Below are 16,398 nucleotides of genomic sequence, written 5' to 3' on the forward strand. Positions count from 1 at the left end.
ACACAAGTTTTACTTGAACCATGCCCACGCCAAATCGTCATCTACAGTGACTACAGCGCGGGACTACATAAACGTCACGGAGAATCACACTATGAGCACTGAAGGTGCTTCGAGTCGAAGCCGTCTTCTGCCGAACCTGCTCGGCATTCTGCTTCTACTGATGGGCCTGGCCATGCTGGCCGGGGGAATCAAGCTGAGCACGCTCGGCGGCTCGCTGTACTACCTGCTGGCCGGCATCGGCATCACGCTGACCGGCATTCTGATGTTGATGCGCCGTCGCGCAGCACTGGGCCTGTACGCCATCGTGCTGTTCGCCAGCACCGTCTGGGCGCTGTGGGAAGTCGGCCTGGACTGGTGGCAACTGGTGCCGCGTCTGGCGCTGTGGTTTGTCCTCGGTTTCGTGATGCTGCTGCCGTGGTTCCGTCGTCCGCTGTTGCTCGCAGGCCCTGCGCCGATGGGCACCGGTGGTTTGACCGTGGCCGTGATTCTGGCCGGTGTCACCGCTCTGGCCAGCCTGTTCACCCACCCGGGCGAAACCTTCGGCGAACTGGGTCGCGACACCGCCGGTACCACCAGCACCGCGCCAGCCATGCCCGACGGCGACTGGCAGGCCTATGGCCGCACCGAGTTCGGTGATCGCTACTCGCCTCTGAAGCAGATCACCCCGGCCAACGTCGGCAAGCTGCAAGAAGCCTGGCGCATCCAGACCGGCGACCTGCCGAGCGCTGATGACCCGGTCGAGCTGACCAACGAAAACACCCCGCTGAAAGCCAACGGCATGCTCTACGCCTGCACCGCCCACAGCAAAGTGCTGGCGCTGGACCCGGACACCGGCAAGGAACTGTGGCGCTTCGACCCGCAGATCAAGAGCCCGGTCGGCTTCAAGGGCTTCGCCCACATGACCTGCCGTGGCGTGTCGTACTACGACGAAGCCGCGTACGCCAAGTCGCAAAACGCTGCGTCCGCCGTCATCTCCGAAGCCGGCAAAGCCGTCGCCCAGGCCTGCCCGCGTCGCCTGTACCTGCCGACCGCCGATGCCCGCCTGATCGCACTGAACGCCGACACCGGCAAGATCTGCGAAGGCTTCGGCACCAACGGTGTGGTTGACCTGACCCAAGGCATCGGCCCGTTCACCGCCGGTGGTTACTACTCCACCTCGCCAGCCGCCATCACCCGTGATCTGGTGATCATGGGCGGCCATGTCACCGACAACGAATCGACCAACGAGCCATCGGGCGTGATCCGCGCCTTCGACGTGCGCGACGGTCACCTGGTGTGGAACTGGGACAGCGACAAGCCTGACGCCACCGAGCCTTTGGCCCCGGGCGAGACCTACAGCCGCAACTCGGCCAACATGTGGTCGCTGGCCAGCGTCGATGAAAAACTCGGCATGGTTTACCTGCCACTGGGCAACCAGACGCCAGACCAGTGGGGCGCCGACCGCACCGCGGGCGCCGAGAAATTCAGCGCCGGCGTCGTCGCCCTGGACCTGGCCACCGGCAAAGTGCGCTGGAACTACCAGTTCACCCACCACGACCTGTGGGACATGGACGTCGGCAGCCAGCCAACCCTGCTGGACATGAAAACCGCCGACGGCATCAAGCCTGCACTGATCGCCCCGACCAAACAGGGCAGCCTGTACGTCCTCGACCGTCGTGACGGCACGCCGATCATCCCGATCCGCGAGATCCCGGTTCCGCAAGGCGCCGTGAAAGGCGACCACACCGCCCCGACCCAGGCCCGTTCGGACCTGAACCTGCTGGCCCCGGAACTGACCGAAAAAGCCATGTGGGGCGCCAGCCCGTTCGACCAGATGCTGTGCCGCATCCAGTTCAAGGAACTGCGCTACGAAGGCCAATACACGCCTCCGTCGGAACAGGGCAGCCTGATTTATCCGGGTAACGTCGGCGTGTTCAACTGGGGCGGCGTATCGGTCGACCCGGTTCGCCAGATGCTGTTCACCAGCCCGAACTACATGGCCTTCGTCTCGAAAATGGTGCCGCGCGAAAAAGTCGCCGCCGGCAGCAAGCGCGAGAGCGAAACCGCTGGCGTGCAACCGAACACCGGCGCGCCATATGCGGTGATCATGCACCCGTTCATGTCGCCACTCGGCGTACCGTGCCAGGCCCCGGCCTGGGGCTACGTCGCCGGTATCGACCTGACCACCGGCAAAGTCGTCTGGAAACGCAAAAACGGTACCAGCCGCGACAGCTCGCCAATCCCGATCGGCTTCACCCTGGGCGTGCCAAGCATGGGCGGCTCGATCGTCACTGCCGGCGGCGTCGGCTTCCTCAGCGGCACCCTCGACCAGTACCTGCGCGCCTATGACGTGAACACCGGTAAGGAACTGTGGAAATCGCGTCTGCCGGCCGGCGGCCAGGCGACCCCGATGACCTACACCGGCAAGGACGGCAAGCAATACGTTCTGCTCGTTGTCGGCGGTCACGGTTCGCTGGGCACCAAGATGGGTGACTATGTGATTGCGTACAAACTGCCGGAATAAGTTTTAGAGGCGGTAAAAGCAAAGGCGACGCCCTGCCAAGGGTGTCGCCTTTTTTGTGGGCGCCAATCGCCAATCGATATAAAAGACTGTCAACTCTGACAGGCGCGGTTCTGCTCATTTGCTCCGATCATCAACCCTGAGAAGCGGTTGAATCATGGAGCCAGCGATGTCCGCCCCCCACCACTTTGGCAACCACTGGATCGAGTCTCTGGTCAACGGACAGACCCGGCTCCATCAGTTGCCCGCACACCTTGCGCCCGATGAAGCCAACCTGATACGACGCGAGGCCCTGCAACGAATCAACGGGTCGTCCCTGCAGGCGATCGGCGAATATCAGCACGACACGCGACCGGTTCATTGCGAGAACCGCATCGGCTCCATACAGATTCCGCTGGGTGTCGCCGGACCGCTGCTTGTCAAAGGCCAGGCCATTACGGCTCAGGAACCGGTCTATGTGCCCATGGCCACCACCGAAGGCGCGCTGATCGCCAGCACCTCGCGCGGTTGCCGCGCCTTGCATGCCGCCGGCGGCGCCGTAGTGCGGGTCGAGGACGTGGGCATTACCCGCGCGCCTGTGTTTCGCACCAGCGGCATTGAACAGGCCCAAACCTTTCTCGCCTGGATTCGCGACCACTACCCGCAGATCAAGCAATGTTGCGAACAGGACAGCCACTATCTGCAATTGCAGGAAATCGTGCCGGCAGTGGTCGGCAGAACGATTTACCTGCGTTTTCGCTTCCACAGCGCCGATGCCATGGGCATGAACATGGCAACCCTTGCCTGCGACCGAGCGATTATCCAGTTGATCAGCCCGGAAACAGGCGTGCGCTGCATCAGCATCTCGGGCAACTATTGCACCGATAAAAAAGCGGCAATGGTCAATTTCCTCAACGGGCGCGGCCAGCGCATTCATGCCGAAGCCCACCTGAGCGCCGATATCCTGCGCGATATTCTCAAAACCAACTCCACCGACCTGTGCGAACTGCAATACCGCAAGAACCTGCTCGGTTCCGCCATGGCCGGCGCCATCGGCCACAACGCCCATCACGCCAATATCCTCGCCGCGTTTTTCATCGCCACCGGTCAGGATGTCGCTCAGGTGGCCGAAAGTGCGGTAGGCATCACTTGTATCGAAGCCTGTGAACACGGAGCCATTTACGCCTCGGTCCTGTTGCCGGACACGCCGTTGGGAACAGTCGGCGGCGGTACCGGGTTGTCCACCCAGCGCGAAGCCCTGGCCTTGATGGGGATCGTCCCGGGCAGTAAAAAACCAGGCGTCGACACCCGGCGGCTGGCGGAAATTCTCGGTGCGCTGGTACTCGCGGGGGAACTGTCGATCATGGCCGCCCAAGCCTCGCATCAGCTGGTTTCAGTCCATCAGCGATTGGGGCGCTGAGCATGCCCGTGATCCATGCCAGAGCGCCCGGCAAAATCATCCTGATGGGGGAACATGCCGCGCTGCATGGATGTCCGGCCATTGCCTGTGCCGTGGGGCTTTACTGCAACGTGTGGATATCCCCGCACGAGAGTCGGCAGATCGACGTGCAACTGCCCGACCTTGCGTTCCAGCACCGCTATGACCCCGAGCAATTGGCCGACTACATCCGCCATGTTCGTCTGGCCTGGGCGCATTATCGGCGCGTCCCGAGTACCTCCAGTTTTGCGCGACTCAACGTCAGCGCCCCCGACCACCTGATCAAATGCGCCATGGGTGAAATCCTGCTGCGACTCGCGCCCGCCAACTGGCAGGGCTTTGTCCTGCGGGTGCAATCACAGATTCCGACCGGCGCCGGCTTCGGCAGCTCCGGCGCACTGGCCGTCACGCTCATGGCTGCACTGTCGCAGCTGTTCCGGCTGACAGAAGCCGATTGTCCGCTCGAGCAATTGGCCCTGGCGGTAGAACGCTATCAGCACGGCGAACCCTCGGGCATCGACCACAACACCAGCCTGCTGGGCTCGGTTGTCATAGGCCGGCGTGACGCGCAGGGCCCGTTCAATCTGCTCACGCTACCCGACAGCCCTGTGCTCCTGCCGCCCGGCACGTTGCGAGTGTTCAACACCGGAACCGCCCGCGAGAGCACCGGCCAAGTCATCGCCGCCACCCGATACCGGCTCGAAGGCGCCAACAATCCATTACTGGCCAGCATGCAACGCAATACCGAGCGCTTCTGTTCGCTGCTGCAACAATCGCGACCGATGCCGGAAACGCTTCGTGCGGTGATACGCGATTACCAGGCGGATCTGGAAAAGCTGGGCGTCGTCCCCGCCGCCGTCGCCCGCTTGATTCGCTCGATAGAAAACGCAGGAGGAGCAGCCAAAATCTGCGGCGCGGGAGCCCTGACCGGTCACCAGGCCGGGGCACTGCTGGTGATGGGCGCAGAAGAGGTGCCGCAGCTTTCGCGGTATCAGCGAATCGACGCACCGCTCGCGGTGGCGGGACTCGAGATCATCCGTTCATGAATCGCACCAGCGTCTCGTCCCCGGCCAACATTGCACTGATCAAGTATTGGGGCATGCGCGACGCTCACAACACCTTGCCCAATAACGCCTCGCTTTCGATGACCCTGAGCCGCTGCGTCAGTATCTGCACGCTGGCGCCATTGCCCGGTGGCTCGGCCGATGAATTTCTATGGAAAAACAGGCAAGGCGCACTGGTACCGGCCGATCCCACCCTGCGCGCCGGGATCGAACATCACCTGCACGCCTTGCGCGAACATTTCGATCACTGGCAACCGCTTCGCATCGCAACCACCAACAGTTTCCCGACCGGCGCCGGCATCGCCTCGTCGGCAGCGGGTTTCAGCGCACTTGCGGCGGCATTTGCCGTGTATCGCGGACACTCGCTGACGCATCCCACCCTCAGCGATCTGGCGCGCCTGTCCGGCTCCGGCTCGGCGGCGCGCTCGGTCTGCGGTGGTTTTGTGCAGTGGCCCGGCAATGCGCAGCTGCTTTCGGGGCCGGCCCTGCAAATCGCTCCCGCACGGCACTGGCCACTGCATGACCTGATCGCTGTGGTCGATGCCCGACACAAAACCGTCAGTTCCCGCCAGGGTCATCTGCTGGCCACCAGCAGCGAGTTTTATCCGACCCGTTTGAAGCTGCTGCCGGAGCGTCTGGAACAAGTGCACCGCGCCATTCTCGAATGCGACTTCACCCGACTGGCCGATGCCGTGGAGCGCGAAGCCATCGAACTGCACCTGATCGCCATGACTTCGCAGCCACCGGTTTTCTATTGGCGCCCGGCGACACTGGCCGTGCTGGAACAGGTCCGCCAACTGCGTCGCGAAGGCCTGGACGTCTGCGCCACCCTCGATGCCGGCCCCAACGTACATGTGCTGTGCACGCCGCAACATTCCCCCCGCGTGTTTGCTGCACTGCGCAAACTGCCTGACATCCAGCGCTGGATACTCGATAGAGCGGGCGACGGGCCCCGGCGGCTGGAGCAGCATCTGTTTTGAAACTTGCGTCCTACAGACGGGGTGTTTTTTGGGGATGATTCCGACAAGTCGCGTCGGTTGTCCCTAGGAAACGGGGTGGATAGGCTTTCAGGGTCGCTGAAACATTCAGCGATGGGGCGTCGCGGCCCGATAACTGATGCATAATCGCCAACCTCACGGCACCCCGGTGCCTGTTGTTTGTGTCATGGCGGCTGTGCGCGGGATACCTTCTCTGGAGGTATGCCGATTCCTCAGTTATCGGTCCGCGAACCCGCGTACAGCTGCCACCTCAGATTGCGTCGCGGCAATCGAAGGCAGCTCCAACTTCACCAACTGAGTATTCACCATGAAAAAACCAACACCCAATCCCCCCGAATCAAACGACGCATCGCCCTACGAATCGCCAGATTCCAAAAAACTCCACGAAGCCGCCGAGCGCGCCCTCGACCACTACCTGAAACCCAACGCCACCACCCTGCGCTTCCATAAACCCAGCACCATGTTCCAGGTCGCCCCCGATCAGGACAGCGAAAGCCTGCTGGTGCACGCCTGCGAATCACTGGCACAGGCCAGCCTCATGACCAGCGACATCGCCGCACACATCGACCTCCCGCAGCGGCGGACGATTCTGGCCATTCAGCAAATCATCATGCTGGCTGAACTGGCGGTGAATCGGGTGCTGGATAATGTTGAGGTCGATCGGTATCCAACCTGATTATTGAAAATACCGCTGCGCGAAGAAGGGCTTGTGGTGCGTTCTGCCTGAGGCACCACGAGCCCTTCCGACCGTCAAATCCGTTGTTTTTTGACAATGCCCGGAGCCAGCCGGTTTTTATCTCACCCTGATCATTTGCAGATCGTGTTCAAGCATATTGATCAAGTTCTGCAGGTATTTGAATCGCTTATCTTTTTTCTCCCAACGATCAATGAACAGCAAGCCGTGATCGTTGACCTGGATCGGTGTCTCGACGATTTCACCGGTCCTGGATTTATGCACCAGACGGAGCGCACCCGTGTCTGAACTGTCGATCATGAACATCCCGGCACCGGTCAGTTTGCTGCGGCTGACAGACTGCACCGGGACTGGTTTTTCCCCTCCGGCGACGGCCACCTCCATCAAGAAATCGCTGCGCAGGGCGCGGCTAGCGGTTCCCATCCTGCCGGCCACAACTTCCCACCCCCCGCGATGGATACCTTTGGCCAGTTCCGGAGCGGTGTCGCGCACATGGAGACTGACTGCCGAGAGGGTATCCGCCAGCCCCGGTACACCCAGGTTGTAATTGGTGTGGGCACTGCCGATCAGGGCCACCCATTTATGCGGTCCGTGTGCCAGTTGGTCGGCTTTGATCACCTGAGTGGCGAAATAGCTGAACATCTCGTTGCGAGAAATATCGGTGTCACGCAAGCCCTTGACGTGGTACGACGCCGTGCAATCGAGTGCCCTGATACGGATGTTGTACTTGGCCGCCGCCTGACAGACCTCTGTGTACGTATCGTTACCGGCATGGGTGGGCATCTGGCCACGGTCCTGAACGCGCAGATAAGCCTTCAGTCGGTCCGGCATGCGCTGTGTCCGGTAAAAAACATCCAGGTCAGCCTGATGCAGATCGGTGAACAGATGCTCCATGTACAGCGTGTCATACCCGGCTTGCTTGAGCGCCTTCATGTGTTTTTTCAGCAGCACTTTGCTCGATACGTCGCTATGGGCCTCGCCGATCAGCAGGTTCAAGCGTCCGTCAGCCAACTGCCGCAAAAAACCTTCGAATGAGGTGTCTGAGGTGATTGTCGGGAGCCTGGCAGCTGCGGGGGGAGTGTACTGAGCAAAAGTGTCCCGGGCTTTTTTCCCGAGACGCTCGCGGTTGGTGATGAATGCATCATGCGCCGGTCTTTCTTTAGGTGCGGACGGGGAATAACGTGAATCCAAGGCATGGCGTTGGTGCAACATGTTCGCGATATCGTCACGCAGGGAGGCCGGGATATCGTAGTCGCTGAAATGCTCGACAACAGAAGTAATCGGAGCGGGCCTGGAGACGGGCTGGGGAGCCTTGTATGCCGTCGGCCATTGCACACGATAATCGCCCTTGGCAGCCGCATCCCCCGCGTTTGTCCCGGCCGAATCGAGGCTGATACGTGCTGACTGATCCAGGGCAACGTCTTCTACACGCACGGCGACAGCAGCATGCAGGTCAGCCAGGCCTGGGGTTTCGTCGGAGGTGCACATGCGTGATTGTTCAGTGAGAACCACCCAGCGCTCCTCGGGCGCATCGGCGATATCGGCGGCCAGCGTCTTGTGTGAATAGAAATTTCTGATGAGGTTGCTTCGAGGGGTCAATGGCGAGACATCGGCCAGGACCAGAGCCCCGTCCAGGTTGTAGCTGGTCGAAGCATCCAGCGCATGGATTTTCAGACCTTTTTCGCGAGCCGCACGCACCAGTGCCAGATACGAGTGTGGTGCGTCTTTCTCATGTCCCAGTGCACGGTCGACGGCTTCAAGATGAGTTTTGATGTGCTTCCAGGTTCCACCCTTGTTCATTTTTGCCAGCTTGATATTGAAGACATCACCCGCCAGGTATTCCACGTAAAGCCGCTTGTAGCCGTGACTGACGAGTGCGTCCAGATTATCGATCAGCAGTTGTTTGCTGGCGATCGAATCGGGCCGGGCGCCGATCACCAGATTTTTCCCTTTGACAGTATCGCTGCCGATCAACCGGGCAAATGACAGGTCGCCGGCGACTGCCGGGACTTCGGCGCGGGCTGCCAGCGGGGCAAGTCCGGCGAAATGAGCAGTGGCGTCTGCGCTGAGCTTTTCGACCTGCTTGAGGTATGCGGTGCGTGTCGAGGCAAGCTCATGGGCGGCGCCTTCCATGACGACGGCGGGCGTGATGGCTATATCGTCCTGACTGCGCAGGAGGATGTTCTGCCGGGTTTGCGGATTCATCACCGTTTCGATGCGTTCCCGGTACTTGGGCTCTACGCCATAGTCCTTATACGGTCCGGGGGTCTCTGGTACAGGCTCATACTTGGGCGCTCCACCGACCATGCCACTACGTACCAGAACGCCATCGGAATTGCGCACGGTCAGAATGCCGGTAGAAACGAGTTCGCTGGAATCCGGCTTGAACCGATAGAGCAAATAACGACCGAGTTCGTCAGGACTGTTCCTGGTATAGAACAGTTGGTTTCTGAAAGACACCACATGCATGTCTTTCAAATGAGGTTGGGGTGCCACGTCATCAATCACGGCCATGACATGTTCCAGTTGATTTCTGGCGCTGGCACTGGAGAGGCGTGGCAGCAAAAGACTGCGTGTGGGTTTGAGCGGTTTCAACATCGGACGCAGGTCGGTCAGTACCGCCCCGGCACTGTTGAACAGATAGCCGAGCCAATGCTCAAAAGCTTCACCGTGGTCACCCTGGCGATAGGCGTGCAGGGCGAGCATGCCGTCCTTGAAAGCCAACAGCAGACCGCTACTCAGGCTCAGCAGCGGAAACGGCGCAGTGGCAATGGCGGTGAACAGTTCGACAGTGATCCATACCAGACCGGCGATCATTCCGGCACGGCTGGTGGTGGTCGCGTTAACGTCGTCGATCCGACGTTGCAGCTTCATGTTGTAAAGGGCAAAGCGCAGATCACTGACTGCCGCGACCGCGTGGGTCGAGTCGTAACGCGCAGGGCTGGGTGTCGTTTTATTGAGGCCTGCGGGCAGCTCCTTCCTGATATTTTCAAGGTACTTGCTTACACGGGGCCGGGCGCTGACGCTGACTCGCGAGACCAGGTATTCGAGCATGCCGGACAGCTGTTTAAGCAGGTAGTTGAACAGCCGCGCCTCGCGAAAAACCACGCCGTCGGGCGCATCGGGTGTGTAGAGCAGGACCGGGTTGTCGCCGTGGCTGAACAGCCACGTATCGATCACCCACTCGCCGTCGATCATCAGACGGTGAAGCGCATAATTGGTGCGCGTGGCACCTGAAGTCTCACCCATACTGTCAATACTGCGCTCCAGCCATTGCAGGTCATGACTGGCAATATGGCCTTGCAGCTGGCACTCCAGCGCGGCGTTTTTCATCTGGAGCCGGGTAATCGCCAGGGTCGCATTACGCCTGAAGTCATAGCCTTCGCTTGTCGAACTTTGCAGCTCGGCCTTGACTTTGTCGATGTAGCGTTGGCCGATCCATACACCGGTGACCGAACGCGCGACATTCTCTGCGGTCAGGTTGCTGATATCGATCCCCTGCGGACCTCTGAAGCGCGCCGAGCGGGAAAATTTTTCATCGAGAAAACCGACGCCGTCGGCGTAACCGTCGCGATAAAGCTCCGTGTACGTCAAAGGTGCCGGTGTCCACGAGGGCATGATGGAGGTCGGCGAGAATGCCCAGACGGTATCCGGGTCGACATCGTTGGCCGTGCGTTTGAGCAAGCGATTCAAGCTTATTTTTGCTTGCTCGTGCACATAGTCATCAAAGGTCGGAAAGCGACTGCCCGACAAGGCGTGGCTAATGAACGCACGCAAGACTCCGTCGGCGCCTTCGCCATGGGTCGTCAGTTTCCGGCGGTTGACGGAGGTGGTCGAGCGATACCACAACGGTGTACTGAAATCGTAGTCGTCGGTCCGTGTAGCGAGCATGTGCCTGGCCATCGCACCAAGGCAATCAAGATGACTGCCGTGAGCGAACGTGACCTTGTGATGCTCGTGCGCCTCTGGCTTGAAACTCAGTCCGGACAACACCTGGCGCACCTTCTGGCGAAAACGCATGGGCGCGCGACGGATCAGATAGCCGGCCATGCTGTCGGCGACACTTTGCCGGGCCCAGCCAAGCAAGTGAGTCTGGCATTCGAGCTCACTGTCGAAAGCCTGGAATTGCTGCTCTCGCGGCGCTTCTGGCGTACACAGCAACAACCGTTTGATCGCGCCGCCGTCATCGTTCTGGCACAGCACCCACAAGTCCTGTAACTGTGCGCCGTGCAGCGACACGGTGGCGGCGCGCAGGCGGGAATCGCGGCCGTCACGCAGGCGCTGGATCAGTTGCAGGTCACTGTCGAGCAGATGCCCTTGCAGCACTGCCGTGTGAGCGAGGGCGACGATACGGTGATCGAGCATCTGCTCGATGGCGGACTTGATCGCAGGCCTGGCCTGTAGCGCTTTTTGCAAGTCATAGAAATCAGTTCGAGGCTGCAGTTCCAGGGCTTGCTTGATCAGCCACGCTGGTGTCACGTCAGCGTAGGCTGGTGGCAAAGGCTCGTCATTGTAAGTGAGGGTGGTGTGCTTCAAAAACGCCGAGTCCGGTAATTCATCGCCGGTGTGCGGGCCGCGCAAGGTCAGCTCAAGCAAACTGCTTTGTTGCACATAATTACCGTATCCCGGTACTTGACGAACGGTGGATAGGCTTAATTTTTCGGGCTCGATATCGTCGATTTCCAGATCTTCGCTCAGGCGCTCCAGCCATTGCTGGCGGGCCAGGGCCGTCAGGCTGCCTGCCGGTCCCATCAGGTCGAGCAGGTGTTGCCGCCTCTGCTGGTAGTTGCGCAGGTGCTGCGTCAGTGCGTTTTTTTGCGCAGTGCTGGCGCTCCGATACCAGTGCGGTGCGCTATCGCGCAGATGGCGTTCGAACAAGGATTGCGCGCGCAATTCCATACGCGACGTGAGATCCGGCAATGCGGCGGCAATTGCGCGCTCCAGGGCCGCGAGCAATAGCGTGGGGTCTTGCAGCGGGTTATCGGAGAAGCTCAAGGCGCGCTCGATATCCTGCGTACGTTTTTCGATCAGCGCATCGTAGATGTGTTCGAACAAGGGCTTGCTGTCGATCGGTACGAGCGACAGCGGCCAGATACCTGCTGCGCCCACAGCGTGATAGCGCGTCGGCAGCATGTGCATGAATTCTTGGCTTGCACTGGCCTGGTTCAGTGACGCGCGCAACTGGTTGTCGAGATCAGCCAGGGAATTGAAGAATTCGATGCCCCTTGCGGGGGTGAACAGCAACGCGTAACCCATGCCTTGGTCTGTCTGCAGATCCTTGACCTGACGGTTGTTTTTTTCCGTGACGAGGAAGGCGCCGGCCAGCTCGACGATGGTGTCCTGGTAGCTGAACTGCAGCGCGTAAGTGGCTGGACGCAGCATAGGTACCCTATTGAGTTTTTGGAGAAGCTCGCCGGCTTGCGGGTGCAGCAGGCGGTCGCTGACGGCTTGCCTTGCTTCGTTGCCGATGGCGGTGAAGCCCGCGTCATATACGAGGAAGCTTTTCGCCGGTTTGCCGTCGATGCGGTCGCGCATGTCCATGCCGGCCAGTTGGCTAGCCAGTCCGTTTTTCAGCGTTGCGATCAACTTTTTGCCGTCGGCGCTTTTCAGATCGCTGTTTTCCACCACCTGATACAGCGCGCGACTGCGTTGCAGGTAGCTTGTACGGTAGGTTTTCAGTTGCTCATCGAGGCGTTTCAGGAAGGCCTGTTCGCTGGTCGGTTTCTGTTCGGGAAGCAATGGGGTTTGGGTATTGAACAAATAATGGGCGATCACGTTGAGATCGTTTTTGATCTCTTCGGGTGTGGGAGGGGTGGTGATACTCATTGGCACACGTCCATGTTGAGAATGAGGGCGCAGCATGGCGAAGGGCAGTCCTGACAAGGTGGTACACATACACTTCCAGACGAGGTCCTAAACCTGTCAAAGCCCTGAACACACAACCAGAAACACCCACCCCATTGAAACCACCAAAACCCTGCCCCATCTAACAGCCATACCCCATTGCGCAGGTGCCCCATGAGCGACCAGCAAGAATTCCCCGAGAACCCCGACGACATCACCGAAACCGACGCCGAACACATCGAACACCACGTCCCTGGCAAAGGTCTGGCCCTGCCCGGCCAGAACCTGCCGGACAAGGTGTATATCATGCCGATCCACAACCGCCCGTTCTTCCCGGCTCAGGTCCTGCCGGTCATCGTCAACGAAGAACCCTGGGCTGAAACCCTCGAACTGGTCAGCAAATCCGAACACCACTCCCTGGCCCTGTTCTTCATGGACACGCCCCAGGAAGACCCGCGCCACTTCGACACCAAGGCACTGCCGCAATACGGCACCCTGGTCAAGGTGCACCACGCCAGCCGCGAAAACGGCAAACTGCAATTCGTCGCCCAGGGCCTGAGCCGCGTCCGCATCAAGACCTGGCTCAAACACCACCGCCCGCCGTATCTGGTGGAAGTCGAATACCCGCACCAGCCCACCGAGCCGACCGACGAGGTCAAGGCCTACGGCATGGCGCTGATCAACGCGATCAAGGAACTGCTGCCGCTCAACCCGCTGTACAGCGAAGAGCTGAAGAACTACCTCAACCGCTTCAGCCCCAACGATCCGTCGCCGCTGACCGACTTCGCCGCCGCCCTTACCTCGGCGACCGGCAATGAGCTGCAGCAAGTGCTCGACTGCGTGCCGATGCTCAAGCGCATGGAAAAAGTCCTGCCGATGCTGCGCAAGGAAGTCGAAGTTGCGCGCCTGCAGAAAGAAATCTCCGCCGAAGTGAACCGCAAGATCGGCGAGCATCAGCGCGAGTTCTTCCTCAAGGAACAGCTCAAGGTCATCCAGCAGGAACTCGGCCTGACCAAGGACGACCGCAGCGCCGACCTCGAACAGTTCGAGCAGCGCCTGGAAGGCAAAGTCCTGCCGACCCAGGTGCAGAAGCGCCTCGAAGAAGAGATGAACAAACTGTCGATCCTCGAAACCGGATCGCCGGAATACGCGGTCACCCGCAACTACCTCGACTGGGCGACCTCAGTGCCGTGGGGCGTGTACGGCGAGGACAAGATCGACCTCAAGCACGCGCGCAAGGTGCTGGACAAACACCACGCCGGCCTCGACGACATCAAGGACCGGATCCTCGAATTCCTCGCGGTCGGTGCCTACAAAGGTGAAATCAGCGGCTCCATCGTGCTGCTGGTCGGCCCGCCGGGCGTGGGTAAAACCAGTGTCGGCAAATCGATCGCCGAATCGCTCGGCCGGCCGTTCTACCGTTTCAGCGTCGGCGGCATGCGTGACGAGGCCGAAATCAAGGGCCACCGCCGCACTTACATTGGTGCGCAGCCGGGCAAACTGGTGCAGGCGTTGAAAGACGTCGAAGTGATGAACCCGGTGATCATGCTCGACGAGATCGACAAGATGGGCCAGAGCTACCAGGGCGATCCAGCCTCGGCGCTGCTGGAAACCCTCGATCCGGAACAGAACGTCGAATTCCTCGACCACTATCTGGACCTGCGGATGGACCTGTCGAAAGTCCTGTTCGTCTGCACCGCCAACACTCTGGATTCGATTCCCGGCCCGTTGCTGGACCGGATGGAAGTGATTCGCCTGTCGGGTTATATCACCGAAGAAAAAGTCGCCATCGCCAAGCGTCACCTGTGGCCGAAACTGCTGGAAAAGGCCGGCGTGTCCAAGGGCAGCCTGAGCATCAGCGACACGGCGCTCAAGGCCTTGATCGACGGTTACGCCCGTGAAGCCGGCGTGCGCCAGCTGGAAAAACAGATGGGCAAACTGGTGCGCAAAGCGGTGATGAAGCTGATCGACGACCCGAAAGCGGTGATCAAGATCGGCCCGAAAGATCTCGAAGCGTCCCTCGGCCATCCGGTGTTCCGCAACGAACAGGTGCTGTCCGGCACCGGCGTGATCACTGGCCTGGCATGGACCAGCATGGGCGGCGCGACTCTGCCGATCGAAGCCACGCGGATTCACACGTTAAATCGTGGTTTCAAACTCACCGGGCAACTGGGCGATGTGATGAAGGAATCGGCCGAGATCGCCTACAGCTACGTCAGCTCGCACCTCAAATCCTTCGGTGGCGATACGAAATTCTTCGATGAAGCTTTCGTCCACCTGCACGTGCCGGAAGGTGCAACACCGAAAGACGGCCCGAGCGCCGGCGTGACCATGGCCAGTGCCTTGCTCTCCCTCGCTCGTAACCAGCCGCCGAAAAAAGGCGTGGCGATGACCGGTGAATTGACACTGACCGGGCATGTACTGCCGATTGGCGGGGTGCGCGAGAAGGTGATTGCGGCGCGGCGCCAGAAGATTTTCGAGTTGATTCTGCCGGAGGCGAATCGCGGCAACTTCGAAGAACTGCCGGATTACCTGAAAGAAGGCATCACCGTGCATTTCGCCAAGAAGTTTGCGGATGTGGCGAAGGTGCTTTTCTAACCCTCCCCTGCTGATCGTTCCCACGCTCCGCGTGGGAATGCATCCTTTGACGCTCTGCGTCACGCTTGCAAAGGACGCAGAGCGTCCCGGGCGGCATTCCCACGCGGACGCGTTCGACGCCTCGACGTGGGAACGATCACGCCAAGCCTGGCGTTGTCACACTTTGTCTCATCTTCAGTTATGCTCGCCGTTCGTCGCCAACGCCGGAGCCACTGAATCCATGTCCCCCCTTCGCCTGTTTGTCCCCCTGTCTCTCGCCCTGCTGGCCGCCTGCGCCACGCAACCGAAAACCAACGTGACCGTGGAAAAACAGAGCGAATGCCCGGTGCAACTCACCAATGGGCAAAACCTGATCGTCATGCTCCCGAGCAACCCCACCACCGGCTACCGCTGGGCTATCCAGGATTCCGCCGGCGGCGTATTGCGCGCCCTCAGCCCCGAGGTCTACAGCAATCCGGAAGATGCCGGCGTGGTCGGCGCGGCCGGTCTCTCGACCTGGCGCTTCCAGGCTTTCGCCACCGGCACCGGTCGTCTGCGTCTGACTTCACAGCAACCATGGGCACCGGAAGTGTTGCCGGTGGAAACCTTTGACTGCGCCATTTCGGTGAACTGATCGTGGGCTGGCTGATCCTCGCGCTGATGGGCGCCGTGACTTTTCTCTACGGCGTCAGTACCCACGCGGCGTTGCTTTGCCTGCTGGTCAAACCGCTGCCGGTGCTGGCATTGCTCGGCTGGTTGCACGATGCGCCGCCGAGCGAATATCGCCGCTGGATCAGCCTCGGACTGATTTTCTCGTTGATCGGCGATGTGCTGCTGGCGTGGCCGGGGGATTTGTTCGTCTTCGGCCTGGGTGCGTTTCTGGTCGCGCATCTTGCGTATCTCAAGGCTTATCTCAGTGATTGCCGGCGCCTGGCATTGCTGCCGCTGATCCTGGCGCTCAGCGTCGGCGCCGTGCTGTTGGGCATTCTGATCTCCAGTGGACTGGGTCCGTTGACCGTGCCGGTGATCGTTTACGGCACCGCCATCAGCGCCATGCTCTGGCGCGCCCTGGCCCGGCTCGGCAGCGGCGTGCCGCAGCGCTCGGCATTGCTGGCGGCGGGTGGCGCAGTGGCGTTCGTGTTTTCTGACAGCGTGATCGGCATCGATCGTTTTGTCGCACCGTTCCACGCTGCTCCGTACGTCATCATCCTCAGTTACTGGCTGGGGCAGTGGGGCATCGCCGCCTCGGCATTTTCCCAGAGCAAACGTCCGGCCCTTTGACCCGGCGGTTTATCAGACAACCC

The 16,398-nt window shown here is 60.5% G+C and carries 9 protein-coding genes; 8 read left to right on the plus strand and 1 reads right to left on the minus strand.

The features are described 5' to 3' along the window. The first annotated feature begins 91 nt into the window (after positions 1–91). From CAF73_RS01745 to CAF73_RS01765, 5 genes are all read left to right on the plus strand, one after another. Entirely contained in the window at positions 92–2,503 is a 2,412-nt protein-coding gene (locus tag CAF73_RS01745) for a glucose/quinate/shikimate family membrane-bound PQQ-dependent dehydrogenase (RefSeq protein WP_085701746.1), read from the plus strand. Between the two features lie 166 nt (positions 2,504–2,669). Then, on the plus strand, positions 2,670–3,899 hold the full coding sequence (locus CAF73_RS01750) for a hydroxymethylglutaryl-CoA reductase (RefSeq protein ID WP_176247693.1): 1,230 nt from the start codon (positions 2,670–2,672) through the stop codon (positions 3,897–3,899). A gap of 2 nt (positions 3,900–3,901) precedes the next feature. Then, positions 3,902–4,963: a mevalonate kinase gene (locus CAF73_RS01755; protein ID WP_085701748.1), complete on the plus strand. Its 1,062-nt coding sequence runs from the start codon at positions 3,902–3,904 to the stop codon at positions 4,961–4,963. Then, a complete protein-coding gene (mvaD, locus tag CAF73_RS01760) occupies positions 4,960–5,961 on the plus strand; it encodes a diphosphomevalonate decarboxylase (protein WP_085701749.1) in 1,002 nt (333 codons plus the stop codon). Before CAF73_RS01755 ends, mvaD begins: the two co-directional genes overlap by 4 nt. 325 nt (positions 5,962–6,286) lie before the next feature. Then, a complete protein-coding gene (locus tag CAF73_RS01765) occupies positions 6,287–6,655 on the plus strand; it encodes a DUF6124 family protein (protein ID WP_085701750.1) in 369 nt (122 codons plus the stop codon). Between the two features lie 117 nt (positions 6,656–6,772). Here CAF73_RS01765 and CAF73_RS01770 read toward each other — a convergent pair whose 3' ends face one another. Beyond that, complete coding sequence (locus CAF73_RS01770) at positions 6,773–12,499, minus strand: membrane-targeted effector domain-containing toxin (RefSeq protein WP_085701751.1); 5,727 nt, start codon at positions 12,497–12,499, stop codon at positions 6,773–6,775. 192 nt (positions 12,500–12,691) lie between these two features. On the opposite strand from CAF73_RS01770, the gene lon reads away from it, so the two are divergent. The 3 genes from lon (at position 12,692) to CAF73_RS01785 (ending at position 16,375) form a co-directional block, all read left to right on the plus strand. Further along, positions 12,692–15,115, plus strand: a complete 2,424-nt coding sequence (gene lon / locus CAF73_RS01775) for an endopeptidase La (protein ID WP_085699790.1) — start codon at positions 12,692–12,694, stop codon at positions 15,113–15,115. Between the two features lie 220 nt (positions 15,116–15,335). Then, positions 15,336–15,728 (plus strand): protease inhibitor I42 family protein, encoded by a 393-nt coding sequence (locus tag CAF73_RS01780; protein ID WP_085699792.1) that lies wholly within the window; start codon positions 15,336–15,338, stop codon positions 15,726–15,728. A gap of 2 nt (positions 15,729–15,730) precedes the next feature. Further along, complete coding sequence (locus CAF73_RS01785) at positions 15,731–16,375, plus strand: lysoplasmalogenase (RefSeq protein ID WP_176247694.1); 645 nt, start codon at positions 15,731–15,733, stop codon at positions 16,373–16,375. Positions 16,376–16,398: the final 23 nt, after the last annotated feature.

This window comes from Pseudomonas sp. B15(2017) (genome assembly GCF_002113215.1).
Classification (GTDB): Bacteria; Pseudomonadota; Gammaproteobacteria; order Pseudomonadales; family Pseudomonadaceae; genus Aquipseudomonas.

Bases quoted from the DNA above. Each gene is read 5' to 3' on its own strand.
- lon (WP_085699790.1), top strand. From the start codon at position 12,692: ATGAGCGACCAGCAAGAATTCCCCGAGAACCCCGACGACATCACCGAA.
- CAF73_RS01780 (WP_085699792.1), top strand. From the start codon at position 15,336: ATGTCCCCCCTTCGCCTGTTTGTCCCCCTGTCTCTCGCCCTGCTGGCC.
- CAF73_RS01745 (WP_085701746.1), top strand. From the start codon at position 92: ATGAGCACTGAAGGTGCTTCGAGTCGAAGCCGTCTTCTGCCGAACCTG.
- CAF73_RS01755 (WP_085701748.1), top strand. From the start codon at position 3,902: ATGCCCGTGATCCATGCCAGAGCGCCCGGCAAAATCATCCTGATGGGG.
- CAF73_RS01750 (WP_176247693.1), top strand. From the start codon at position 2,670: ATGTCCGCCCCCCACCACTTTGGCAACCACTGGATCGAGTCTCTGGTC.
- CAF73_RS01770 (WP_085701751.1), bottom strand. From the start codon at position 12,499: ATGAGTATCACCACCCCTCCCACACCCGAAGAGATCAAAAACGATCTC.
- mvaD (WP_085701749.1), top strand. From the start codon at position 4,960: ATGAATCGCACCAGCGTCTCGTCCCCGGCCAACATTGCACTGATCAAG.
- CAF73_RS01765 (WP_085701750.1), top strand. From the start codon at position 6,287: ATGAAAAAACCAACACCCAATCCCCCCGAATCAAACGACGCATCGCCC.